We start from the raw sequence: 23,601 nt of genomic DNA on the forward strand, positions 1-23,601 counted from the left end.
AACGGGATGCCTGGGTTTCAGCGCGGTCCGTGTCCTTCGTGACGACCGCCGCTTCGCGCACGCATCGTCGAAGGCGGCAGACCTGCATGCTCTCGGCTCGGTGTCCGGCCCCGCTGCCCGGCATCGGGGAGGACACCGAGCACGTAGGCAGACGACGCCAGCGCAGGGGGCTGCAGCGGCGCAGTCCCGCCGCTGCCGGTCAGCGCGCCAGCTGGCGTTTCAACCAGGCGCTGCGCGTTGCCGGCGCCTGCGCGAGCAGGGCATCGCGCAAGCCATCGCGCTCCTGCGGCGGCGTGCGTTGTGCCAGCATCGCCAGCTGTTCCAGCTGCCCGGCGTCCAGGCTGCGTAGCGCCGCCAGCAGCGTATCGCGCTGCGCTGGCGGCACGTAGCCGATCAGGGGCTGCAACTGCGGATAGAACGCGCCCAGCTGCGAGCCCAGGCGCCAGCCATCGCGATGCAGGCGATCCATCGCGGTGAACTGCGTGCGCAGCGCGCGCTGCTGGTCGTCGGGCAAGCCATGCAGACGCTCGCGTGCCTGCCGCAATACCACCCGGTCGGTGGCGGTGAGCCCTTTCCAGGCCGCATAACGGGCGCGCAGCTCGGCCCGCTGGGCCGGCGTCAATGCGTCCCAGCGCGCGCGCTGCTGCGCGGCGCTTGGGATTGCGGCGGTGGAGGCTGCGGGCGTCGGCACGCCGACAGGCGCAGTCGCGTTGCCTTCCTCCAGCGGCGCCGGCAGGGTCTGCGCAGCGGCCATGCCGACAACAGCCAACACCAGCAGGCCGCACCACTTAATTGTCGTCATCGACGGTCTCCAGGGTGGCGGCAGGCTGGTCGGCGGCGGTGGCATGCGCGCCGGATTCGTCGGCCGGCACCGGATGGCCGGCCGCATACCAGGCGTAGAAATCGGCCGAACGCGCCAGTTCCAGGTCCGGGTCGGCCAGCATCGCCTGGTCGCGCGGATCCAGGCCGGGGTTCGCCACCGCGTCCGGCAAGTCGGCGGCGGGAAGGTCTTCCACCAGCACCGGCGCGGCATCGGTGACGTGCAGCACGCCGGCCGGGGCCTGCGAGACCGGCTCGGGCGGCAGGGCCGGGCGGCGATGCGTCCACCACCAGCCCAGCGCCGCGAGCAGCAGCGCCAACCCCAGCGCGGCCAGCACGAGGCCGGCGTGGCGGCGGTCGATCCGTGGCCACTGCCACTGGCGTGCAGGACGGTGGCGCGGCGTGGCCGGGCGGCGCGCTTCGGCGGCGGCCACGGGCGCTGCTGCGACAGGCTGCAGCGGCATGCCGGCCAGGGCCGACTCGCGGAGCTGTGCGAGCCGGCTGACCTGCACCGGGCTGAGCTCACGCAACTCCTGCTGCGCCGCCTCGGCCAGTGCCCGCCAGGCCTGCGCATCCGGGTTGCCGGCTGCATCGCGTGGGCAGGCACGGGCCAGCGACTGCCGATAGGCCGCCACCTCGATGCCCTGCACCTCGCTGGCAGGCTCTTCTTCCAGCCCGGCCACGATACGCAGCAGCAGCGCCAGCCGGTCGCTGGTCTGCATCCGCCCCAGTGCGGTAAACGGCGGCAGCCAGGTCCCCGGCATGGGCTCGCGCCGCAGCGGCGGTGCCGTTGCCAGCAGGCTCCAGAAGCGCATCGGCCAGCCGGACATCGGGCGACCCGCCGCCTGGCTGCTGAACGCACGCAACGCCGCCGCCAAGGCCCGCTCGGCCGCCGCGCCATCGCCGCATTGCAGTTGTGCGAGTACCAGACCCCGGCGTTCGACACCGCGCAGGAAAGCAGACAGCGCGGCAGGAGTGACGGGGGCGTCGGGGACTACGGTCATGGGAACTCCAGCATCGGCCGGCATGATACCGACGCAATCGGCCCCCGCCGATGGCTTGACAGATCGACCCGGCTGCGCTGCGTCCCGGTGCCATCGACTGCCGTCACCTGCGCAGGTTGTGCACAGCGGCAGACATGCCGATACGCGGGCGTCTGTCAACTGTTGATTTTTCTTTGTTGCATTCGTGTTTCACGCCTAAGTGATTGATCCTTATCGCTTTAAGCCGATTGGCGAAAAAATGTCCAACAGGTTGCAGAGGCTAGTGAATCCGCCTTCACAGCGTGGAGCACGAGACTAATTCACAGGCTTATCCACAGGCAGTGTGGATAAACCCGTTTCCCTAGCCCTCACATAGGTTTACGTCGGATTTATCACTTCCGTCACACAAACGCGTCGTAAGCCGAAGCACCGATTCGGAGACGACCGAGCGGCGTCTGCCGGGTACTGGACAGGGTCGGTAGACTGACCGGATGTCTTCGACCGTCGCCACCTTGCGCGTCGCCCTGCCGGTGCCGCTGCCCCAACTGTTCGACTATCTGCCTCCGGCCGACGCGCCGCTGACCGACCCGGCGCGGGTCGGCTGCCGGGTGCGGGTGCCGTTCGGGCCGCGCGAGCTGGTCGGGGTGGTGGTGGAGATCGGCCAGTTGGCCTCCGCCGAAGGACTGCGCCCGGCGCTGGCCTGGTGCGACGACGCCCCGCTGCTGGTTGAGGAGCTGGCGCGTTCGCTGCAGTGGCTGGCGCGCTATACCCACGCCCCGCTGGGCGAGGCCCAGTCCAGCGCCCTGCCCGGCCCGTTGCGCCGCGGCGAGCCGCTGGCCGACACCCATGCCTGGGCCTGGCAGCTCACCGAGGCCGGGCGCACCGGCGCCGCCAGCCTGCGCGCCGGCAGCCGCCCCGCCTTGCTGGCCGCCCTGCTGCTGACCGGTGCGCTAGGCGAAGAACAGCTGGACCCCTTGCTGCCGCAGTGGCGCGAGGCCGCACGCAGCCTGGCCAAGCGCGGCCATGCCGAGCGCGTGGCGGTGCCGGCCGACAGCATCCCGCCCCGTCCCGGCAGCGGCCCGCAGCTCAACGACGAACAGCAGGCCGCCGCCCACGCCATCCGTGCGCAAAGCGGTTTTGCCACCTATCTGCTCGATGGCGTCACCGGCAGCGGCAAGACCGAGGTCTACCTGCAGGCGATCGCCGACTGCCTGGCGGCTGGCCGCCAGGCGCTGGTGCTGGTGCCGGAGATCGGCCTGACCCCGCAGACGCTGGGCCGCTTCCGCGCCCGCCTGGGCGTGCCGGTGCACGCGCTGCATTCGGGGCTGTCCGACGGCGAACGGGCGCGGGTGTGGGCGGCGGCCTGGCGCGGCGAAGCCAAGCTGGTCGTCGGCACGCGTTCGGCGGTGTTCACCCCGCTGCCCAATGCCGGGCTGATCGTGATCGACGAGGAACACGACGGCAGCTACAAACAGCAGGACGGCATCCGCTATCACGCCCGCGATTTCGCGCTGGTGCGCGGCAAGGCGCTGGATGTGCCGGTGATCCTGGGCAGCGCCACGCCGTCGCTGGAGAGCCTGCACAACGCCTATTCCGGTCGCTACCGGCATCTGCGCCTGTCGCGCCGCGCCGGCGAGGCGCGTCCGCCGCGCGTGCGCGTGCTCGACGTGCGCAAGCGCCCGCTCAAGGACGGCCTGTCGCCGGAAGTGCTGGCCGGCATCGGCGCCACCCTGGCACGCGGCGAGCAGGTGCTGGTGTTCAAGAACCGCCGCGGCTATGCGCCGGTGCTGCTGTGCCACGACTGCGGCTGGACTGCCGCCTGCCAGCGCTGCAGCACGCCGCTGCACCAGACCCCGATGACCGTGCACGCCGGCGGGCGGCGCCTGCAATGCCATCACTGCGGCGCGCGCCAGCAGGCACCGCTGGCCTGCCCGGCCTGCGCCAGCCTGGCGTTGCAGCCGCAAGGCATCGGCACCGAGCGGCTGGAAGAACGCCTGACCGAAGCGTTCCCGGAGTTTCCGGTGGTGCGCATCGACCGCAGCACCACCCAGCGCCGCGACGCGCTGGAGACCCAGCTGGCGCGCCTGGGCAGCGAGGCCGGCATCCTGGTCGGCACCCAGATCCTGGCCAAGGGCCACGATCTGCCACGGCTGACCATGGTGGTGGTGGTCGGCATCGACGAAGGCCTGTTCTCGGCCGACTTCCGTGCCGCCGAAAAGCTCTCCCAGCAGCTGATCCAGGTGGCCGGACGCGCCGGGCGCGCCGACCGCCCCGGCGAGGTCTGGCTGCAAACCCATCACCCCGAACATCCCCTGCTGCAGACCCTGGTCAACGGCGGCTACCACGCCTTCGCCGATGTCGAACTGCAGCAGCGCGAGGCCGCGGGATTCCCGCCGTTCGCGCATCTGGCGCTGTTCCGCGCCGAGGCCAAGGACGTGGCCGCGGCCAACCAGTTCCTGATGGCGGTGCGCGGCCTGACCACGGCAGACAGCACCGCACAATCGCCTGCGTTTGCCGCAGTGGAGTGCTACGGCCCGATGCCGGCACCGATGCCGCGCCGCGCCGGTTTCCAGCGCACCCAGTTGCTGTTGTCCGCGCAACAGCGTTCGGCCCTGCATCGTCTGCTGGATTCGCAACTGCCTGCGATCTATGCGCTGCCGCAGGCGCGGCGCGTACGCTGGTCGCTGGATGTGGATCCGATCGATCTGTATTAGGGCGGGCGTATCGCACGCGGAGCTGCAGCCAGACCCACGTCTTGCGCGCTGTGCCCAGGTCCTTGATCGCGCGTGGCGTGATCTTTCGTAGGAGCGCACCTGGGCGCGATGGTGCGTTACCGGGAATGCCCTCGCGCCCGGGTGCGCTCCTACGAACAAACGCGAGCGAACAGGCCGCACGTGTCCCCACGTTTTTGTAGGAGCGCGCTTGCGCGCGATGGGGCGTTAGCGGGAATGCCCTCGCGCACAAGTGCGCTCCTACAGAGAACGCGGCTATTTGGCCGCGTGATGTACGAGGCGCATGTCCTTGCAGCAACGTGTCGGGTTGGCAGCGCGTGCGGTGTCTGCCATGGGCCATGCTGGCCTGAGCGGCAACGCGAAACTCAGGTCAGCGCGGTCATCACGCCACGCTGGTACGCAGGCCGCGCGCGCAGGCGCTGGTACCACGCCTGCAGATGTGGCAGCTCGGGCCGCTCGATCGGCATTTCGAACCAGGCGTAGATGAAGCTGCCCAGTGGAATATCACCCATCGCAAATTGCGTGCCGGACAGATACGGCTGCTGCGCCAGGGCCGCATCCGCGCGTGCGAGCAGGTCGCCCGAGCGCGCCAGCGCCGCGGCGATGCGCGCAGGATCGCGCTCGGCCTGCGGTGTGCGCAGCACGCCCCAGAACAGGTCGCGAAACACGCCGGCAAACGTCGAGGTGGTCCAGTCCATCCAGCGATCGCCCAGCGCGCGTTCGGCCGGTGCCTGCGGATACAGGGCCGGCGCATATTGCGCGGCCAGGTAGCGCACGATCGCATTGGACTCCCACAGCACCAACTCACCATCCTGCATCGTCGGCACCAGACCGTTGGGATTCAACGCGCGATACTCGGGCGTGTCGTTATGACCAAACGCACCGCCGACTTCGATCGAGGTATACGGCACCCCGGCTTCTTCGGCGCACCACAGCACCTTGCGCACATTGCTGGAATTGCGCCGCCCCCATAGCGTGATCGAGGCGTTTCCTGCCGCCGATTGCATTGCAGCGTCAGCCATCGTCATTTCCCCGCTGCCGGTTTGGGCGTCGCGCGCGCCGGACGCTTTGCGGTGGCCGCCTGCGTGGCGACGGCGGCCGCTGGCTGCGCCGCTTTCGCCCGCCCGCCCTTGGGCGCATCGCGTACCCACAGGGCCTGCTCGTCCTGCTTGATCTCGAACAGGCCGATCGCACGCACCAGATCGCTGAGTTTGCGATAGCCGTAATTGCGTGGGTCGAACGAGGCCTGGTTGGCCACCTGCTTGCCCACCGCTCCCAGATGCGCCCAGCCATCGTCTTCGCAGGCACTGTCGATCGCATTACGCAGCATCTGCACCAGCCGGGTGTCGCCGCGCAGCGCGGTGGCGTCCTTGCGGCCGGCGGCGGTGTCGCTGGCCGCTGCCGCCTGCTCCCCCAGCGCTTCGACATAGGTGAACTTGGAACAGGCATTGACGAACGGCGCCGGGGTTTTCTTCTCGCCGAAGCCGTATACCTTCATGCCATCGGTGAGCAGACGCATCACCAGCGGGGTGAAATCCGCATCGCTGGAGACGATCGCAAAGCCATCCAGATTGCGCGCATACAGCAGGTCCATCGCATCGATCACCATCGCCATGTCCGAGGCGTTCTTGCCCGAGCTGTAGGCAAATTGCTGGATCGGCCGGATCGCGTATTCGTGCAGCGCCGCTTCCCAGTTCTTCAGGTGCGGGCTCTTCCAGTTGCCGTAGGCGCGGCGCACGTTGGCAACGCCATAGCGCGCCACTTCCGCCAGCACCACGTCGATCTTGCCGGCGGGCGCGTTGTCGGCATCGATCAGCAAGGCGATGCGTTTGTCGGGATTGTCGATCATGGTCATTCCTCGAAGGTGTCGGCAGAGTCGGTGTTGCTTGCGGTGTCGATTTCGCTGTCGATTTCGCTGTCGTCGGCATCGGCCGACGGCAGCGTGTACTGGCTGCCATCGTGCATGGTCAACACGCCATCGCTCAGGATCTCGCGCTCGGAGCCGCCACTGACCCAGGTGGCATGTACGCGTCCGCGGCCGCGATCGCCTTCTACCGTGAAAACGAAATCGTCGTCGCCCGGCGCCAGACCGGTGCGCACCAGATCCACCCGCATCGTGTGGATCTGGCCGATCTGTTCCTGCACCACCGCATCGCCCTGCAGCGCGGCGCGTGCCTGGTCGGCAAACAGCGACCAGCCGAACACGATCAGCCAGCCAAGCGCGCCCAGTACCAGCATGCCGAACAGCACCACGCAGGCCGCCAGCCCGATCAGGCCGAGTGAGACGCCGCTGAGTTTCTGTCCGGGCGCACGCGCGGCAGCCGGTGCCATCGCCGGAGAAGCGGATGGCGGTGGCGACAGCGGCGGCAACGGCGGGGGTAGTGACGGCATGCGGTCATCAGGTCGACGAGATGCGACATGATGCCGCAGGCAGGCCGGATCCAGGCGGCATGTTCATTACCGATGCGGCATGCTGATGAGCCCGCGTCGCAATCCATCGGACCTTACGATGACTTCTTCCCCCTCCCAAGCTCCGCTGCACCTGGTTGTGGTTGGCGGCGGTTTCGCCGGCTTATGGGCCACCCGCGCGCTCGACGATCCCGGCATCCGCATCACCCTGATCGACCGCCAGAACCATCACCTGTTCCAGCCGCTGCTGTACCAGGTCGCCACCGCCGGCCTGTCGGCACCGGATATCGCCGCGCCGCTGCGCCACATCCTGCGCGAACAGCGCAATGTCGAAGTGCTGCTCGGCGACGTCGCCGAAATCGCCCCGGCCCGACGTGAGGTGGTGCTCGCCGACGGCAGCACGCTCGGCTACGACATGCTGCTGCTGGCTACCGGCGCCACCCATGCCTACTTCGGCAACGATCAATGGGCCGAGCATGCGCCCGGCCTGAAGACGCTGTACGACGCGCTGGTGCTGCGGCGCAAGTTGCTGCTCGCCTTCGAGCGCGCCGAGGCCGAATCCGACCCGGCCGCACGCGCGGCCTGGCTGAGTTTTGCCGTGGTCGGTGGCGGCCCGACCGGCGTCGAGCTGGCCGGCACGCTGGCCGAGATCGCCCGCCACACACTCAAGAACGAATTCCGCCATATCGACCCGCAGCAGGCGCGCGTGCGCCTGGTCGAAGCCGGCCCGCGCGTGCTGCCCTCGTTCCCGGACGATCTCACCGCCAAGGCGCGCAAGCAGCTCGAACGCCTGGGAGTGGAGGTGCACACCGGCACGCCGGTCACCCACATCGACGCGCTGGGCTATCAGCTCGGCGACACCTTCGTGCCTGCACGCACCGTGGTGTGGGCCGCCGGCGTGGCCGCATCGCCGCTGGCGCGCACGCTGGGCGTGCCGCTGGATCGTGCCGGCCGCGTGCTGGTGGAGCCGGACCTGAGCGTGCCTGGCCACCCGGAGATCTTCGTCGGCGGCGACCTGGCCTCGGTACAGCAGGACGGCCGCCCGGTGCCGGGTGTGGCACCGGCGGCAAAGCAGATGGGCAAGCACATCGCCAAGGCGATCCGCGCCCGCCACCGCGGCCAGCCCGCACCGGCCTTCCGCTATCAGGACTACGGCAACCTGGCCACGATCGGCCGCATGGCCGCCATCGTGCATGTCGGCAAGCTCAAGCTCTCCGGCATCGTGGCTTGGTGGTTCTGGCTGGCCGCGCACGTGTACTTCCTGATCGGCTTCCGCAACCGGTTCGTGGTGCTGGTGAACTGGGCGATGGCGTACTGGAGCTACCAGCGCGCCGCGCGCATCATCTTCGGCGGTGCCACCGACGACCCGCCGCCCAGCAGCAAGGACGGATGACAGCGGCGCAGGCCGTGCGCGATGCTGTGCGGCCTGATGCGACGGTCTGATCGTGACCACTCTCCTGTTCCTGCTGGATCTGCTCGGCACCTTCGTGTTCGCCCTCAGCGGCGCGACCGTGGCGGTGCGTAATCGCCTGGATCTGTTCGGCGTACTGGTGCTGTCGTGCGCGGCGGCGGTGTCCGGCGGGATCGTGCGCGATGTGCTGATCGGCGCCACCCCGCCGGCCGCGCTGGTGCATCCGCAGTACCTGCTGGTCGCCTGCCTGGCCGGCGTGGCCGGTTTCTACTGGCATGCGGCGGTGGAACGGCTGCGCAACCCGGTGCAGTTGTTCGACGCGGCCGGGTTGGCGCTGTTTGCGGTCTACGGCACCAGCAAGGCGCTCGATTACCAACTCAGCCCGCTCAGCGCGACCTTACTCGGCATGCTCAGCGGCATCGGCGGCGGCATCGCGCGCGATCTGTTGGTGGCGCGGACGCCGGTGGTGCTGCAGGCCGAGCTGTATGCGGTCGCCGCGCTGGCCGGTGGCGGCCTGGTCGCGATCGGGCACATGCTCGCAGTGCCGCAGGCCTGGTCGCTGGCGACCGGTGCGCTGGTCTGTTTCGGGCTGCGTTTCATGGCCATCCGCTACGGCTGGCATCTGCCGGTGGCGCGCCTGCCGGAATAGCGCCGGCGGGCGCAGCGCGCGGTCGATCATCGGCGAACGACCACGACGAACCACCGCGCGTCGTCGGACTCGACGCAGCACCGGCAGCCCACATGCAAACGGCCCGGAAAACCGGGCCGTTTGTGCAACACCTGAGGCACGATCGAAGGATCAGGCCACGAACAGTGCCTTCATCTTCTTCAGCGCATTCGCCTCGATCTGGCGGATACGCTCGGCCGACACGCCGTACTCGTCGGCCAGCTCCTGCAGCGTCACCTTGGAGTCAGAGTCCAGCCAGCGGCGCTTGACGATGTCGCGCGAGCGCGTGTCCAGGCCGGCCATGCCTTCGCGCAGCAACTGCAGCTGATTGTCCTCGCTGTCGTGACGCTCGTAGGCCTGCGACGGATCTTCGTCGTTGGCCACCAGATAGCTCACCGGCGACGGCGGACCATGATCGTCGTCTTCGTCGGACGAGGCATCGAAGCCGATATCGCGACCGGACAGACGCGACTCCATCTCCATCACTTCGCGCTCGGAGACGTTCAGGTCCTTGGCGACCGCAGTCACCTCGGACGCGTTGAGCCAGCCCAGGCGGGTCTTGGACTTGCGCAGGTTGAAGAACAGCTTGCGCTGCGCCTTGGTCGTGGCGACCTTGACGATGCGCCAGTTCTTCAGGATGAACTCGTGCATCTCGGCACGGATCCAGTGCACCGCGAAGCTGACCAGGCGCACGCCCATTTCCGGGTCGAAGCGCTTGACCGCCTTCATCAGGCCGATGTTGCCTTCCTGGATCAGGTCGCCCAGCGGCAGGCCGTACCCGTTGTAGCCGCGAGCGACGTGCACTACGAAGCGCAGGTGGGAATGGACCAGCTCGCGCGCGGCGTCCAGATCCAGCTCATCACGGAAGCGACGGGCAAGATTCTGTTCCTCATCGACCGACAGCACCGGGATCTGGTGCACGGCACCGATGTAGGCGTCCAGCGAACCGAGCGCACTGGGGATCGGGAGATTGTTTGCCACTAGGGCAGTCGAGGTGATCTGGTTCATAGGGCACCATCTTAGCAGTCGAACTATTGGACTGCCGGGTACAGAAAGAGTTCCCAGCGTTCCATTTATAGGACGTTCGGGCTTTTGGAATCGCCGTCGTTCTACGGCGCAACTCCCGACTTCGAGCATCTACGCTACCACCGCCGCCCTGCGCAGACCGTGACAAAGCCGCCGCGAAACGGGCCGGCGCCGGTACCGTTCAGCCGCTGGCCGGAGTGGTGTCCAGCGCGTTGCGGGGCGGCAGCGACCAGTCGATCGGGCCCAGCCCGCGGCGCTGCAGGTGCTCGTTGGTCTTGGAGAAGTGCTGGCAGCCTAGAAAGCCGCGATGCGCCGACAACGGCGAGGGATGCGGGGCCTTGAACACGCGATGGCGCGCTTGGTCGATGACCTTGCCCTTGGACTGCGCGTAGCTGCCCCAGAGCAGGAACACCAGGCCTTCGCGCTCGCGGTTGAGGGTCTCCACCACATGGTCGGTGAAGCCTTCCCAGCCCTTGTTCTGGTGCGCGCCGGCACGGCCCTGCTCCACCGTCAGCACCGCATTGAGCAGCAGCACGCCCTGGCGCGCCCACGGCATCAGATAGCCATGGTCCGGACGCGCGATGCCCAGGTCGTCCTGGATCTCCTTGTAGATGTTGAGCAGCGACGGCGGCACCGGCACGCCGGGCAACACCGAAAAGCACAGCCCATGCGCCTGGCCTTCGCCGTGATACGGGTCCTGGCCCAGGATCACCACCTTGACCTGCTCGAACGGGGTGGCGTCGAAGGCCGCAAAGATCTGCGGGCCCGGCGGGAACACCCGCGCCCCGGCCGCCTTGCGCTGGCGTAGGAATGTGGACAGCTCCTGCATTTCCGGGCGCAGCAACCAATCGCCCACCCGCGCCTTCCACGACGGTTCCAGCTGGATACGCGCTTCCACTTCAGCCACTTCGGTCATAGCGTGACAGCCTGGTCCTCGAGCCGTGCCAGGCGCAGCTGGAACAGCACCTTGGTCACCAGCAGACGTTCTTCGATGGGTTTTTGCACCAGGTCGTTGGCGCCGGCGCGCAGCAGCTCGGACTGGTTGCGCGGATTGGTGTCGCCGGTCATCACCAGCACCGGCAGGCGACGCTTGCCGTAGGCGAAGTCGATGCGGATGCGCTCGACCACGTCGCGGCCGTTGAGCTCGCCCTTCAGGGTCACATCGGTCAGCACCACGTCGATGCGGCGCTCGGTGCGGCCCAGCGATTCGGCGGTGAGCAGCGCAAAGGCATCCTCGGCGGTGAGCACATGCACCACCTTCAGGCTCTGCCGCTCGAGCATGCGCTTGGTCGCCTCGGCCACCACGCGGCTGTCCTCGATGTACAGCACGGTCGCGCCGACCACCGGCTCGGGCTGCACATAGCCGCGGATGAAGGTCGCCAGGGCTTCGTGGCCCAGCGCCTTGTCGAAATAATCGGTGACGTATTCGGTGAAGCGGCGCTCCACCAGATGCTGCTGCGCATCGCCGGAGACCACGATCACCGGCACATAGGCCTGGCCGGCCGCTTCGCGCACGCTGCGCGCCAGGGTCAGGCCATCGCCATCGGGCAGCGACAGCGAGGTGGTGACCAGATCCACCGCCCCGGCTTCCAGCGCCTGGCGCGCCTCGGCGATGCTGGAGCAGCCGATCACCTGCACGTTGGGCAGATCACGCTGCAACACATCGGCGATCAGCTTGCGCACCAGCTTGGAGCCATCGACCACCATCACGCGCGGCGCGTCGCTGATCAGGTGCTTGAGATCCGGTGGATGCATGGCAGGCCTCAGGTCTCGGTGGGACGGGTCTGGCGAAGGAAATGGCCGGTGACCAGCCAGGCGCCCAGCCAGCCCAGGACCAGGGTGCCGACCAGCACCAGCGCAGAATGCAGCAGATCCAGCCCGTGCAGGGTAAAGGAGCTGCCGTAACTGTCGGCCAGGGTCGCCAACGGCGCGCGCAGCGCCAGCCCGGAGGCGGCGATCAGCGCGAGCGCCATAGCGCCGGCACCGAGCCCGTACCAGGCCCCCAGGTACAGGAACGGACGCCGGATGAAGCCATCGCTGGCGCCCAGCAACTGCAGCACGCCGATTTCCTCGCGCCGCGACTGGATGTCCAGCCGCACCGTATTGCCGACCACCAGCACCGCGCCGACACCCAGCAGTGCCGACAACACCTGCACCAGTCGCTCGCCGAAGTGCAGCCAGCCATCCAGGCGCTTGCGCCACAGCGCGTCGTGCTGCACCTGGTCGGCCTGCGGCAAGGCCTGCAGCGCACCGGCCAGCTGCGCATCGTCGGCCGTCTCGGTGGGCGTGACGACCAGCAGCGTCGGCAGCGGGTTGTCGCCCAGCGCATCGATCGCCTCGTCGAGCTTGGCGCTCTCGCGCAGCTCGGTCAGCCCCTGCGCCGGCGTGCGCAGCGCGACCTGGGCAACGTCCGGGCGCGCGCGCAGTTCGCCGGCCAGGGCCTGCGCGGCCTCGGCGCCGATCTCGACCTTCAGGAACAGGTTGATCTCGCGCGACTGCTGCACGCTGCCGGCCAGCAACTTGACGTTGTCCAGCGCGATCGACAGCCCCAGCGGCAAGGCCAGCGCCAGCGCCATCACCACGATGGTCAGCAAGGTGGCCCACGGCTTGCGCATGGCACGGCCCAGGCTGAAGGCGATGCTGTGCAGATGGTGGTCGATCCACACGCCGACCCGCGAGGGGGCGACGGCTTCGGTATTGGCGGGCTTGCTCATTCGGCCAGATCCTGCGGCGAGATGTCGTCGACCAGGCGGCCGTGGTCCAGGATCAGCACGCGCTTGCGCATCTGCTTGAGCAGGGCCAGGTCATGGCTGACCACCAGTACGCTGGTGCCGCGCGCGGGCAGCTCGGCGAACAACTGCATGATTTCCGCGGCCAGCGCCGGATCCAGATTGCCGGTGGGCTCATCGGCCACCAGCAGGCGCGGTTCGCCGACGATGGCGCGGGCGATGCCCACGCGCTGCTGCTCGCCGGCCGACAACTGCGACGGCAAGGCCCGCTCGCGATGGGCCAGCCCGATCCGCTCCAATGCCGAGCGCACGCGCTTGCCGATCTCGGCACGCCGGGTGCCGCGCAGGATCAGCGGCAACGCCACGTTCTCGGCGATGCTGCGGTCGTTGAGCAAGCGATGGTCCTGATAGACCGCGCCCACCTGACGACGGTGCAGCGGAATCTGCCGGCCGCGCACCTTGAGCAGGTTGCGTTCGCCCAGCAGCACCGCGCCCTGGCTGGGCCGCTCGCTGAGGTGGATCAATTTGAGCAGGGTGCTTTTGCCGGCGCCGGAGTGGCCGGTCACGAACAGCATCTCGCCATCGGCCACTTCGAAGCTGACATCGGTCAGCGCCTGGTGGCCACCGGCGTAGTGCTTGCTGACGTTGTCGAAACGCAGAACGGTCATTCAGCGATTATGCCGGAGCGCCAGCGCTTGCGTCGCATCGCCGGAGCCCGGCAATGCGACGCAGGCCGCAGGCGATCAGTTGCCGGATACCAGCGAGCGCAGGCGACGGCCGATGCGGCTCAGCAGCGACGGGCTGCCGGACGGCTTGGCGGCGCTGCGCACCGGCTTGGCGACCACCTGGGTGGGCTTGCGCGGTGCGGCAGGTGCGGCGACCGGAGTGGAGGCCACTGCCGGCTCGGCACCTTCGACCGGACGGCCGTTGCGACGACGGCGCCGCTTGCGTGGTGCGCGCTCGGCATCGGCCACGATGGTGGAAGGTGCCTCGACCGACGCCGCGGCAACCACCGGCGTTTCGGTCGGCGCTGCCGCTGCCGGGGCTTCGCCCTCCACACGCGGCTTGCGACGCGGACGCGGCTTGCCATCGGCACTGCCGCCGTCGCGACGACCGCCGCCACTGCCACTGCGCGATGCGCCGCCCGGGCCGCTGCGACCACCGCCGCGACGCTGCTCTTCGGCAGCACGCTGTTCGCGCGCCTCGCGGAAGATGGTGCCCACGCTGTCACCAGCATCCTCGTCGGCCTCTTCGCCTTCCACCGGTACACGCGCGGTGCGCGGCAGCGGCGTCAGCAGCTCGGAGGTCACCGGTTCGACCGGGATCTTCTGCTCGATATAGGCCTCGATGTCCGGCAGGCTCATCGCATAGCGCTCGCAGGCGAAGCTGATCGCATCGCCCTCTTCGCCCAGCCGCGCGGTACGGCCGATGCGGTGTACGTAGTCTTCCGCATCGAACGGCAGGTCGTAGTTGTAGACGTACTTGACGCCGTCGATGTGCAGGCCGCGCGCAGCCACGTCGGTGGCGACCAGGATTTCGAGCTGGCCCTTCTGGAAGCGGTTGAGTAGCGACTCGCGCTTCTTCTGCGGCACGTCGCCCGACAGCACGCCGACCCGGTAGCCATGCCGCTCCAGCGTGCGCGCCACGCGCTCGACAAACGCCTTGGTATTGACGAACACCATGGTGCGCGCGCCTTCGCTGCGCGACAGCAGGCCCAGCAGCAGCGTCTGCTTCTCTTCGTCGGACGGGAAATAGATGCGCTGACGCACCCGTGCGGCGGTGATGCTCTCGGTTTCGACGACCAGCTTTTCCGGCTCGTTCATGTGCTCGTAGGCGAGCTCAAGCACGCGGTGGCTGAGCGTGGCCGAGAACAGCAGGGTCTGGCGGGTGCCGCGCTCGGGCATGCGCCGCAGCAGGAAGCGGATGTCCTTGATGAAGCCCAGGTCGAACATGCGGTCGGCTTCGTCCAGCACGCAGATCTCGCATGCGTGCAGCGAGACCACCTTGTGCTGCTTGACGTAGTCGATCAGCCGGCCCGGGGTGGCGATGATCACGTCCACGCCCTGCTGCAGCAGCTCGCGCTGCTTGTCGTAGTCCACCCCGCCGTAGACCAGCGCGAAGCGCAGGCCCAGGTCGGCGCCGAACTTGACCGCATCCTTGTGGATCTGGATCGCCAGCTCGCGGGTCGGCGCCAGGATCAGCGCGCGCGGGTCTTCCGGCTTGCGGTCGGCCAGCGCCGGACGGATCAGCAGGCGATTCATCACCGCCACCAGGAACGCCAGGGTCTTGCCGGTGCCGGTCTGGGCCTGGCCGGCGACGTCGCCGCCCGGCAGCGCGACCGGCAGGGTCAGCGCCTGGATCGGGGTACAGCGGGTAAACCCGGCGCTCTCCAGCCCGGCGATCAGCGCCGGATGCAGGTCGAACGTGGAAAAAGTCAAATCGGTCAGCGGTTTGTCGCTCATTATTCCGTCTTCGTGAGGCGCCCTGGGCAGCCCGGGCGCGGCTTGCATCGATGCCGACAGCGTCGCAAACTGCGGCTGTTGTGGCGGACAGCGCGGCTTCAGGACTGACACTTGATTCAGTCGCGCAATGCCCCAGTTTAACGCAATGTAGCGGCCTGCCCGTTCGGGCGGGCCGTTTTGGTTTCCAGGAGACCCAACGTGAGCGATAAGGTTCAACATGTCGGCGATGCCGACTTCGATACAGCTGTACTGCAATCCGGCGAACCGGTGCTGGTGGATTTCTGGGCCGAGTGGTGCGGACCCTGCAAGATGATCGCCCCGGTGCTGGACGATCTGGCCGATACATACCAGGGCAGACTGAAGGTTGCCAAGGTCAATGTGGACCAGAACCGCGCCCTGGCCATCAAGTACCACGTGCGTTCGATCCCGATGCTGTTGCTGTTCAAGGACGGCCAGGTGCAGGCCACCCAGATCGGTGCGGTTGGCAAGGGCCAGCTGACCCAGATGATCGACAAGACCCTGGGCGGCGCGGCCGCCTGAGCGAGCGGGCGTCCAGTGATGGGCGCCCCGTGATGCGCCAGCAGTTAAATCCTGCTGCGGCAGGCGCTTGCGCGGTTGCGCGCAGCGGTGATAGTGTCAGTTGATCCGGAGCACGTTCGTGCGCCGACGTACCCCTCTAGAAACCTCTTCTAGACTCCCATCACCTAAAGTTCGCCCCCCAGCCGGGCGCTCGCACTCTTAGCGAGGAATCACGCACTTGTCCGATCATCCTTCCTCCGATACCGGGAGCAGCGTCGACGCTCCTGTCGAGAAGCGCGTGCGCAAGCCGCGCGTGAGCAAGACCGCCGCTGCCACCGACGACGGTGGCGCGCAGCAGCCCAACCTGCCCTTGCCCGCCAGCCCCGCACCCGACGCTCCACGTGCCCCGCAGGCACCGTCGCACGCTGCCGATTCGGCACCGGCGCAGACGTCCGGCGATGGCGCGTCCTATGCCGGTAACGCCCCCAGCCCCAACCAGGGCAACCAGGGCAACGACACCCATGGCGACTCCCGCGAGGGTGGCCAGACACAGCAGCAGCGCTTCAATCAGGCGCAGCAGCAGCAGAACCAGAATCAGGCGCAGCACCGGGGCCAGGGCCAGAACCAGGCTCAGCCCCAGGCGCAAGGTCAGGGTCAGGGTCAGGACCAAGCCCAGAATGGCGGCCAGAATCAGCAAGGCCAGGGCCAGGGGCAGAACCAGCAAGGCAACCGCCGTGACCGCTTCCGCAACCGCCGCGACCGTGGACGCGACCGCTTCGGCAACGAAGGTGGTGGTGGCATGCCGTCGTCGGATGGCAGCAATGAGCCGTTCGTCGCGCGCCCACACCCGGCCGTGCCGGAAGGCTTCCCGGTCTACTCGCTGAGCGATCTCAAGCGGATGCCGGCGCAGAAGCTGCTGGATATCGCCGACCAGCTCAACATCCAGGAAGGCGTGGCGCGCGCGCGCAAGCAGGACGTGATCTTCGCCCTGCTAAAGGTGCTGACCCGCCACGGCGAAGGCGTTGCCGCCGACGGTGTGCTGGAAATCCTGCCCGACGGCTTCGGCTTCCTGCGTGCCGCAGAAGCCAGCTACCTGGCCGGCCCGGACGACACCTATATCTCGCCCAGCCAGATCCGCCGCTTCAACCTGCGGACCGGCGATCACCTGTCCGGCCGTATCCGCTTCCCGAAGGACGGCGAACGCTATTTCGCGCTGTCGATCGTCGACACCATCAATGGCGAGCCGCTGGAAGCCAGCAAGAACAAGGTGCTGTTCGAGAACCTGACCCCGCTGTTCCCGCGCCGCCGCTTCCGCCTGGAGCGTGGCGATGGATCGACCGAGGACATCACCGGCCGCATCCTGGATCTGATGGCGCCGCAGGGTAAAGGCCAGCGCGCGCTGATCGTCTCCCCGCCCAAGGCCGGTAAGACGATGATGATGCAGCAGGTGGCCACGGCCATCACCAGCAATCATCCCGAAGTGCACATGATCGTGCTGCTGATCGACGAGCGCCCGGAAGAAGTGACCGAAATGCAGCGCACCGTGCGCGGCGAGGTCATCTCCTCCACCTTCGACGAACCGGCCGCGCGCCACGTGCAGGTCGCCGAGATGGTGATCGAGCGGGCCAAGCGCCTGGTCGAGCACAAGAAGGACGTGGTGATCCTGCTCGACTCGATCACCCGTCTGGCACGCGCCTACAACAACGTGGTGCCCAGCTCCGGCAAGGTACTCACCGGTGGTGTGGACGCCAACGCGCTGCACCGTCCGAAGCGCTTCTTCGGTGCGGCCCGTAACGTGGAAGAAGGCGGCTCGCTGACCATCATCGCCACGGCGCTGGTGGAAACCGGCAGCAAGATGGACGAGGTGATCTACGAAGAGTTCAAGGGCACCGGCAACAGCGAAGTGCATCTGAACCGTCGCATCACCGAAAAGCGCGTGTACCCGGCGATCGACATCAACCGCTCCGGCACGCGTCGCGAAGATCTGCTGATCGAGCCGGAGCTGCTGCAGAAGATCTGGATCCTGCGCAAGCTGCTGCACCCCATGGACGAAATCGCGGCGATGGAATTCCTGCTGGACAAGATGAAGACCACCAAGTCCAACGACGAGTTCTTCAGTTCGATGAAGCGCTGAGTCGGTCGGTATTCTCGACAAGAAAAAGCCCCGCATTGCGGGGCTTTTTTGTGGCTGCGGAATTGTGTATCCGACGAGCACCTCGTTATTGTCGCGCCACGCACATGGGCATTCGGCAGCTACGCCAGCCGTCGCGAGTCTGCGTAGGGCGGGGTGTCGGGGTAGTCGTCCTCGCGCAGGCGGGTTTGCAGGTCGCGCCACCATTGCGGGTCGAACAGTTCCGGGTGCAGGTGCTTGACCGCTTCCAACTGCGAGGGTGGCAAGCCCATGAATAGCGCGAAGCGCTCGGGGAACACATCGCGCGGGCCGACGTGGAACCAGGGCTCGGCAGCCATCTGTTCTTCATAGGTGGTGGCGGTCGGCCAGTCGCGGAAGGTGCATTCGGTGATCAGGCACAGCTCATCGTAGTCGTAGAACACCGCGCGCTGATGGCGGGTGATACCGAAGTTCTTCAGCAGCATGTCGCCGGGAAAGATATTGTTGCGCGCCATGTCCTTGATCGCCTGGCCGTAGTCCAGCGCGGCCGCATGCGCGGCTTCGGGCAGCTGTTCGCGCAGGTAGAGATTGAGCGGGCGCAGGCGGCGCTGCACGTAGCACAGCGCGATCAGCACGTCCTGGCCATCTTCGCTCAGACTCGTCGCACAGCTGGTCTGCAGCTCTTCCAGCAACGCTGGCGAGAAACGCGATTTGGGAAACCGCAGGAAGCGATACGGCTGCGCGTCCAGCAAGCGACCGATGCGATCGAGCTGGAACACCAGCTCGTACTTGCCTTCGACCTGCGCACGACTCATGGTCTTGGGATAGGCAAAGCGGTCGCGAATCAGTTTGAACACCAACGGATAACTGGGCAGGGTAAATACCACCATGACCATGCCGGGCGTGCCATCGGCATGCACCAGTTGCTCGGAGGGATGCGCCTGGAAATGGCTGAAAAACGTGCGATAGCGTTCGGTCTTGCCCTGCTTGGCGCGCCCGAGCATCGTGTACAGCTCGTCGACCGGCTTATGGGTGAGCAGGCTGCGCAGAAACACCACCGCGTCGCCGACGGTGGCCAGATCGGCCTGGAAGTAACTGCGCGAGTTGCTGAACAATTGCGCGACGTCGCTGCGTTTGGTCAGCACCGCTTCGGCACGCAGGCCGGCGTCGTCGTTGACCAGGGCGATGACGCATGGCGAGAAGCGATGTTCGCCGAACACGCGGCCGACCAGGTAGGCGCGCCGTTCGCGATAGAACACCGTCTCCAGCAATTCCACGCTGCGCACCGGGTGCTCGCCCCAGTGCGCGAGATCATCGAGCAGGCGCACCGCGATCGCCGCTGCACAGCGGGTGCGATGCGCATACGGAACGTCGAAGGAATAATCGCCGAGCACGCGCACCAGCATGTCGGTCAGCCGGCCGGGCGAGACCGCATAGGTGTGCCGCGCAACCGGCACCGTGATCGCGTCGGTCGGCTCGATATCCAGCGCGATGAATTCGATCTCCGCATCCACGCCGTGGGTGCCGAAGTAACGCCGGGTCAGGGTGTTGTAGAAAGTCTTGTACAGCTCCTGGTCGATCAGCCCGCTCAGCAGCGCGGCGTAATGCACGCGTGCACGCATCCACAGCGCGCGATCGTGCGCCTGCCCCAGCAGCACCGCACGCAAGCGCAGCATGCATTCGCTGATGTACTGGTCGTACAGCGCGATCCGCGCCACCGCATCATCGCGCGCGCCGCTCCAGTCGCGCGTTTCAAAGCGCTGTTTGGCGCGTGCGGTGATCTCGGCAAACCGGGCGTGGTAATCCTCGAAAGCGTCGTACACGGCATGGGCGATCGCTAGCGCACGGCGCTCGGACTGTGGCGGTAACGGGAGCTGGCTCATGCCGGCAGTGTACCCAGCGCATGTTGCGACGTGCAGCGGAGACAAACGATCAATCGAACAGGCGCACAGTCGGCCAAATGCCGAGACTGCTCGCACCGAGGCGCAGGATCTCTCGCAGGCACGGCATTGCCAGGTCGTGAGGCCTGGCACGCAACGACCGTGTTCTCGCTGTTGCGCGCAAACGCCGGAAACGACAAGGCCCGCCCCTCATCGAGGCGGGCCCCGCCTGTTGCACCTGCTGGACGCACCGCCAGGCGGTGCGCTGGATCAGGCCTTCAGCGTGGCCAACACGTCGTTGAAGGTCTTGCTCGGGCGCATCGCCTCGCTGACCTTGGCCAGATCGGGGTGATAGTAGCCGCCGATCTCGACCGGCTTGCCCTGGGCGCCGTTGAGCTCGGCCACGATGGTGGCTTCGTTCTCGGTCAGGGCCTTGGCCAGCGGTGCGAACTTGGCCTGCAGGGCGGTGTCCTCGGTCTGCGCAGCCAGGGCCTGCGCCCAGTACATCGCCAGATAGAAGTGGCTGCCGCGGTTGTCCAGTTCACCGACCTTGCGCGCTGGCGACTTGTTGTTGTCCAGGAACTGACCGTTGGCGACGTCCAGCGCCTTGGCCAGCACCGTGGCCGACGGATTGTCGTAGCGGTTGCCCAGATGCTCCAGCGAGGCGGCCAGGGCCAGGAACTCGCCCAGCGAATCCCAGCGCAGGCTGTTCTGTTCGACGAACTGCTGCACGTGCTTGGGCGCCGAGCCACCGGCACCGGTCTCGAACAGGCCGCCACCGGCCATCAGCGGCACGATCGATAGCATCTTGGCGCTGGTGCCCAGCTCCAGGATCGGGAACAGGTCGGTGAGGTAATCGCGCAGCACGTTGCCGGTGACCGAGATGGTGTCCTGGCCCTTGCGGATGCGCTCCAGCGAGAAGGTGGTCGCTTCCACCGGCGGCAGGATGCGGATATCCAGACCGCTGGTGTCGTGATCCTTCAGATAGGTTTCAACCTTGGCGATGACCTGCGCATCGTGCGCGCGGGCCTTGTCCAGCCAGAACACCGCAGGCGTCTCGCTCAGGCGCGCACGTTCGACCGCCAGCTTGACCCAGTCCTGGATCGGTGCGTCCTTGACCTGGCACATGCGCCACAGGTCGCCGGCTTCCACCGCATGTTCGAACACGGTGGCGCCGGTGTCGTCGGTGACCTTGACGGTCCCGGCGGCGGCAATCTGGAAGGTCTTGTCGTGCGAGCCGTATTCCTCGGCCTTCTGCGCCATCAGGCCGACGTTGGGCACCGAGCCCATGGTGGACGGATCGAATGCGCCATGCGCCTTGCAGTCGTCGATCACCGCCTGATAGACATCGGCGTAACAGCGATCCGGGATCACCGCCTTGGTGTCCTGCAGCTTGCCTTCGGCATTCCACATCTGACCGGAGTCGCGAATCATCGCCGGCATCGACGCATCGACGATCACGTCGCTGGGCACATGCAGGTTGGTGATGCCCTTGTCCGAATTGACCATGGCCAGGGCCGGACGCTGCGCGTATTCGGCCTGGATATCCGCCTTGATCTGCGCCTGCTGGTCTTCCGGCAGCGTGGCGATGCGTGCGTACAGGTCGCCGATGCCGTTGTTGGGATCGAAGCCGACCGACGCGAGCGCCTCGGCATGCTTGCTCAGCGTGTCCTTGTAGAACTCGCCGACCACCACACCGAACAACACCGGGTCGGAGACCTTCATCATGGTGGCTTTCAGATGCACCGAGAACAGCACATCCTTGGCCTTGGCATCGGCGATCTGCGCGTCGATGAAGCTGGCCAGCGCGCGCTTGCTCAGCACCGCGGCATCAACGATTTCGCCGGCCTTGACCACGACCTTGTCCTTCAACACGCTGCTGCTGCCGTCGTTACCGACGAACTCGATCTTCAACGCGCCGGCGGCCGCCACGGTGGTGGATTGCTCGCTGCCGAAGAAGTCGCCGTCGTCCATATGGGCCACGTGCGACTTCGAATCGCTGCTCCACTTGCCCATGCGGTGCGGATGCTTGCGTGCGTAATTCTTCACCGACAACGGCGCGCGGCGGTCGGAGTTGCCCTCGCGCAGCACCGGATTGACTGCGCTGCCCTTGACCTTGTCGTAGCGCGCCTTGATGTCCTTTTCGGCATCGTCCTTGGGCGTGTCCGGATACGCCGGCAGCGCATAGCCCTGGCCCTGCAGTTCGGCAATGGCGGCCTTGAGCTGCGGCACCGAGGCGCTGATGTTGGGCAGCTTGATGATGTTGGCTTCCGGCGTGGTGGCCAGCTCGCCGAGCTCACCGAGGTCGTCGGCGATCTTCTGCGCGTCGCTCAGGTGCTCGGGAAACAGCGACAGGATGCGGCCGGCCAGCGAGATGTCGCGGGTTTCGACCACGATGCCGGCAGTATTGGTGTAGGCATCGATGATCGGCAGCAGCGACTGCGTGGCTAGATACGGTGCTTCGTCGGTGAGCGTGTAGATGATCTTCGGTGTCTTCGACATAAGGTGCGATGGCTCGTGTGGTCGGAAGGAGCGCCGACGCTGTTGGCACTGGCGTTGGCGTGCGCGACGGGGGTCGCTGCTGGCACGCCGATCGGCCGGCGCGTGGAACGCGGCGATGGATCAGCACGGCATTGTCGCGTCTGAGCCGCGCCCGGGTAAAGCGACCACAGGCGGATGCTCCATCCCGCCACTCGGCCAATGCGATGGATGCAGCTGTAACGAATGTGCCGGCTGAGAGAATTACGCAGAAAAAAGGCGCGATCGTGTGATCGCGCCTTGATGGCCTGCTTGATGAGCGTTGGGGCAGCGCGATGGACGCGCGTGTCCGACATGCTTGGAGTCAGTGCGCTACCCAGGTTGCGAGCACGCATCCCTATCTGCAGACTGCCTGCTCGCGTGGCTGCTTACTTGACCGTGATGGTCTGCGGAGTACCTGCCGGCTTGCCATCCACCATGACCTGCGCGGTGTAGCTGCCGGCCGGCCAGCCATCTGGCTTGCTGAAGCTGAGGTTGGTGGTTTCCGGGCCAGTCGTGGTCAAGGTGGCATTCTGCTCGCCGGCCACCTGGCCATCCTGATAGGTGAGCTTGGCTGCGACCGCCACATTGCTCGCGCTGCCATCGGTTTTCACCGAGACGATGATGGTGTCTTTGCTGCCGATGTTGGCCGACGGGGTCACCGACTTGTCGGCGGTCGCCGTCGTGCCGACCACTACGCTTGACACCGTGACTGCGGAACCCATTGCGGCTGCGGTATCAGTGCTGGCAGCGCCGGTCGCGGTGCTCTGGCCAGCCTGATCGCTCGCCGGCGGTGTTGCGGCCGGGCCTGGCATCGCCTCGGTGGCAGCGCCGGAGGTCGGATCCTTGGACACGCTGTCGTCGTCGGCCTTCTTGCTGCAGCCCGACAGGGCGAGAACGCCGGCAAGGGCAATGGCGAGGGTGCTAGAAACGGAAGTAGTACGCATGGATCAATCTCCGGATATCAAGATAAAAAGTGGGTTTCGAAAGGTGCCAGGTATGCGGTGCGCCTATGACTTCGGCGGCAACTGCAGCACCTGACCGGGAAAGATCTTGTCCGGATCCTTGAGCGTTTCGCGGTTGGCTTCGAAAATCCGCGGCCACAGGTTACCGTCGCCGTAATGGCGCTTGGCGATGCTGGACAGACTGTCGCCCCCCTGCACGGTGACCGATTCACTGACCAGCTGCGCAGTGCTTTGCACGCTGGTACGCACGTTGGAGAAATCCGCCGCTGGCGCGACGTCGGCGGTGCTGTCGACCGAGGACGTCACGTTGGAAAAATCTGCTTTCTTGTCGACACTCATTGCCGCCATCCCTTTGCATCACGATGACTGCAG

General features: G+C 67.0%; 20 protein-coding genes. 5 read left to right on the top strand and 15 right to left on the bottom strand.

Annotated elements, in window-relative coordinates; genetic code table 11:
• Nucleotides 1-199: 199 nt before the first annotated feature.
• On the bottom strand, nt 200-802 hold the full coding sequence (locus AC1PLA_RS18690; RefSeq protein ID WP_181105546.1) for a DUF3106 domain-containing protein: 603 nt from the start codon (nt 800-802) through the stop codon (nt 200-202).
• Nucleotides 789-1,823 (bottom strand): hypothetical protein, encoded by a 1,035-nt coding sequence (locus AC1PLA_RS18695; RefSeq protein WP_481105117.1) that lies wholly within the window; start codon nt 1,821-1,823, stop codon nt 789-791. The genes AC1PLA_RS18690 and AC1PLA_RS18695 overlap by 14 nt, the downstream gene beginning before the upstream one ends.
• Before the next feature lie 470 nt (nt 1,824-2,293).
• On the opposite strand from AC1PLA_RS18695, the gene AC1PLA_RS18700 reads away from it, so the two are divergent.
• Nucleotides 2,294-4,516, top strand: a complete 2,223-nt coding sequence (locus AC1PLA_RS18700) for a primosomal protein N' (RefSeq protein WP_481105118.1) — start codon at nt 2,294-2,296, stop codon at nt 4,514-4,516.
• 383 nt (nt 4,517-4,899) lie between these two features.
• Here the strand turns inward: AC1PLA_RS18700 and AC1PLA_RS18705 are convergent, their stop codons facing one another.
• Genes AC1PLA_RS18705 through AC1PLA_RS18715 form a run of 3 tightly spaced genes read right to left on the bottom strand, consistent with a single transcriptional unit; the run spans nt 4,900 to nt 6,925 of the window.
• Nucleotides 4,900-5,562, bottom strand: coding sequence for a glutathione S-transferase family protein (locus AC1PLA_RS18705; RefSeq protein WP_411862222.1), 663 nt, complete (start codon nt 5,560-5,562; stop codon nt 4,900-4,902).
• Nucleotides 5,559-6,389 carry an NYN domain-containing protein gene (locus tag AC1PLA_RS18710; protein ID WP_164739441.1) on the bottom strand — a complete coding sequence of 277 codons (831 nt, stop codon included), beginning with the start codon at nt 6,387-6,389 and terminating at the stop codon, nt 5,559-5,561. Before AC1PLA_RS18710 ends, AC1PLA_RS18705 begins: the two co-directional genes overlap by 4 nt.
• Complete coding sequence (locus AC1PLA_RS18715) at nt 6,386-6,925, bottom strand: hypothetical protein (RefSeq protein WP_481105119.1); 540 nt, start codon at nt 6,923-6,925, stop codon at nt 6,386-6,388. Before AC1PLA_RS18715 ends, AC1PLA_RS18710 begins: the two co-directional genes overlap by 4 nt.
• 118 nt (nt 6,926-7,043) lie before the next feature.
• Here AC1PLA_RS18715 and AC1PLA_RS18720 point away from each other — a divergent pair, with 118 nt between their 5' ends.
• Nucleotides 7,044-8,336: an NAD(P)/FAD-dependent oxidoreductase gene (locus tag AC1PLA_RS18720; protein WP_026064621.1), complete on the top strand. Its 1,293-nt coding sequence runs from the start codon at nt 7,044-7,046 to the stop codon at nt 8,334-8,336.
• A 52-nt stretch (nt 8,337-8,388) separates the two neighbouring features.
• Nucleotides 8,389-9,003, top strand: coding sequence for a trimeric intracellular cation channel family protein (locus AC1PLA_RS18725; RefSeq protein ID WP_016903683.1), 615 nt, complete (start codon nt 8,389-8,391; stop codon nt 9,001-9,003).
• Nucleotides 9,004-9,153: 150 nt separating this feature from the next.
• Here the strand turns inward: AC1PLA_RS18725 and rpoH are convergent, their stop codons facing one another.
• From rpoH to rhlB, 6 genes are all read right to left on the bottom strand, one after another.
• Nucleotides 9,154-10,029, bottom strand: a complete 876-nt coding sequence (gene rpoH / locus AC1PLA_RS18730) for an RNA polymerase sigma factor RpoH (protein ID WP_024938885.1) — start codon at nt 10,027-10,029, stop codon at nt 9,154-9,156.
• Between the two features lie 199 nt (nt 10,030-10,228).
• On the bottom strand, nt 10,229-10,954 hold the full coding sequence (gene ung, locus AC1PLA_RS18735) for a uracil-DNA glycosylase (protein WP_102584027.1): 726 nt from the start codon (nt 10,952-10,954) through the stop codon (nt 10,229-10,231).
• Nucleotides 10,955-10,959: 5 nt separating this feature from the next.
• Nucleotides 10,960-11,802 carry a response regulator gene (locus tag AC1PLA_RS18740; RefSeq protein WP_016903686.1) on the bottom strand — a complete coding sequence of 281 codons (843 nt, stop codon included), beginning with the start codon at nt 11,800-11,802 and terminating at the stop codon, nt 10,960-10,962.
• Nucleotides 11,803-11,810: 8 nt separating this feature from the next.
• On the bottom strand, nt 11,811-12,761 hold the full coding sequence (ftsX, locus tag AC1PLA_RS18745) for a permease-like cell division protein FtsX (protein WP_481105120.1): 951 nt from the start codon (nt 12,759-12,761) through the stop codon (nt 11,811-11,813).
• Nucleotides 12,758-13,444: a cell division ATP-binding protein FtsE gene (ftsE, locus tag AC1PLA_RS18750; RefSeq protein ID WP_016903688.1), complete on the bottom strand. Its 687-nt coding sequence runs from the start codon at nt 13,442-13,444 to the stop codon at nt 12,758-12,760. The genes ftsX and ftsE overlap by 4 nt, the downstream gene beginning before the upstream one ends.
• A 75-nt stretch (nt 13,445-13,519) precedes the next feature.
• Nucleotides 13,520-15,238 (bottom strand): ATP-dependent RNA helicase RhlB, encoded by a 1,719-nt coding sequence (gene rhlB / locus AC1PLA_RS18755; protein ID WP_039524962.1) that lies wholly within the window; start codon nt 15,236-15,238, stop codon nt 13,520-13,522.
• Between the two features lie 198 nt (nt 15,239-15,436).
• Here rhlB and trxA point away from each other — a divergent pair, with 198 nt between their 5' ends.
• Nucleotides 15,437-15,778 (top strand): thioredoxin TrxA, encoded by a 342-nt coding sequence (trxA, locus tag AC1PLA_RS18760; RefSeq protein WP_005923050.1) that lies wholly within the window; start codon nt 15,437-15,439, stop codon nt 15,776-15,778.
• A 217-nt stretch (nt 15,779-15,995) separates the two neighbouring features.
• Nucleotides 15,996-17,891, top strand: a complete 1,896-nt coding sequence (gene rho, locus AC1PLA_RS18765; protein ID WP_104575095.1) for a transcription termination factor Rho — start codon at nt 15,996-15,998, stop codon at nt 17,889-17,891.
• 119 nt (nt 17,892-18,010) lie between these two features.
• On the opposite strand, the gene aceK is transcribed toward rho, so the two are convergent.
• The 4 genes from aceK to AC1PLA_RS18785 form a co-directional block, all read right to left on the bottom strand.
• The gene (gene aceK / locus AC1PLA_RS18770) at nt 18,011-19,750 is read right to left on the bottom strand and encodes a bifunctional isocitrate dehydrogenase kinase/phosphatase (RefSeq protein WP_104646480.1); all 1,740 of its coding nucleotides are present in this window, start codon (nt 19,748-19,750) and stop codon (nt 18,011-18,013) included.
• Nucleotides 19,751-20,017: 267 nt separating this feature from the next.
• Nucleotides 20,018-22,249 carry an NADP-dependent isocitrate dehydrogenase gene (locus AC1PLA_RS18775; protein ID WP_481105121.1) on the bottom strand — a complete coding sequence of 744 codons (2,232 nt, stop codon included), beginning with the start codon at nt 22,247-22,249 and terminating at the stop codon, nt 20,018-20,020.
• Nucleotides 22,250-22,653: 404 nt separating this feature from the next.
• Nucleotides 22,654-23,211 carry a hypothetical protein gene (locus AC1PLA_RS18780; protein WP_054591074.1) on the bottom strand — a complete coding sequence of 186 codons (558 nt, stop codon included), beginning with the start codon at nt 23,209-23,211 and terminating at the stop codon, nt 22,654-22,656.
• 63 nt (nt 23,212-23,274) lie between these two features.
• Nucleotides 23,275-23,568, bottom strand: a complete 294-nt coding sequence (locus AC1PLA_RS18785; RefSeq protein WP_481105122.1) for a LysM peptidoglycan-binding domain-containing protein — start codon at nt 23,566-23,568, stop codon at nt 23,275-23,277.
• Nucleotides 23,569-23,601: the final 33 nt, after the last annotated feature.

The sequence above is a fragment of the Xanthomonas sp. NCPPB 1826 genome (assembly GCF_056725285.1).

Excerpts from the sequence above, each read along its gene's own strand:
- AC1PLA_RS18690 (WP_181105546.1), bottom strand. The coding sequence starts at position 802 with ATGACGACAATTAAGTGGTGCGGCCTGCTGGTGTTGGCTGTTGTCGGC.
- AC1PLA_RS18695 (WP_481105117.1), bottom strand. The coding sequence starts at position 1,823 with ATGACCGTAGTCCCCGACGCCCCCGTCACTCCTGCCGCGCTGTCTGCT.
- AC1PLA_RS18700 (WP_481105118.1), top strand. The coding sequence starts at position 2,294 with ATGTCTTCGACCGTCGCCACCTTGCGCGTCGCCCTGCCGGTGCCGCTG.
- AC1PLA_RS18705 (WP_411862222.1), bottom strand. The coding sequence starts at position 5,562 with ATGACGATGGCTGACGCTGCAATGCAATCGGCGGCAGGAAACGCCTCG.
- AC1PLA_RS18710 (WP_164739441.1), bottom strand. The coding sequence starts at position 6,389 with ATGACCATGATCGACAATCCCGACAAACGCATCGCCTTGCTGATCGAT.
- AC1PLA_RS18715 (WP_481105119.1), bottom strand. The coding sequence starts at position 6,925 with ATGCCGTCACTACCCCCGCCGTTGCCGCCGCTGTCGCCACCGCCATCC.
- AC1PLA_RS18720 (WP_026064621.1), top strand. The coding sequence starts at position 7,044 with ATGACTTCTTCCCCCTCCCAAGCTCCGCTGCACCTGGTTGTGGTTGGC.
- rpoH (WP_024938885.1), bottom strand. The coding sequence starts at position 10,029 with ATGAACCAGATCACCTCGACTGCCCTAGTGGCAAACAATCTCCCGATC.
- AC1PLA_RS18740 (WP_016903686.1), bottom strand. The coding sequence starts at position 11,802 with ATGCATCCACCGGATCTCAAGCACCTGATCAGCGACGCGCCGCGCGTG.
- ftsX (WP_481105120.1), bottom strand. The coding sequence starts at position 12,761 with ATGAGCAAGCCCGCCAATACCGAAGCCGTCGCCCCCTCGCGGGTCGGC.
- ftsE (WP_016903688.1), bottom strand. The coding sequence starts at position 13,444 with ATGACCGTTCTGCGTTTCGACAACGTCAGCAAGCACTACGCCGGTGGC.
- rhlB (WP_039524962.1), bottom strand. The coding sequence starts at position 15,238 with ATGAGCGACAAACCGCTGACCGATTTGACTTTTTCCACGTTCGACCTG.
- aceK (WP_104646480.1), bottom strand. The coding sequence starts at position 19,750 with ATGAGCCAGCTCCCGTTACCGCCACAGTCCGAGCGCCGTGCGCTAGCG.
- AC1PLA_RS18775 (WP_481105121.1), bottom strand. The coding sequence starts at position 22,249 with ATGTCGAAGACACCGAAGATCATCTACACGCTCACCGACGAAGCACCG.
- AC1PLA_RS18780 (WP_054591074.1), bottom strand. The coding sequence starts at position 23,211 with ATGCGTACTACTTCCGTTTCTAGCACCCTCGCCATTGCCCTTGCCGGC.
- AC1PLA_RS18785 (WP_481105122.1), bottom strand. The coding sequence starts at position 23,568 with ATGAGTGTCGACAAGAAAGCAGATTTTTCCAACGTGACGTCCTCGGTC.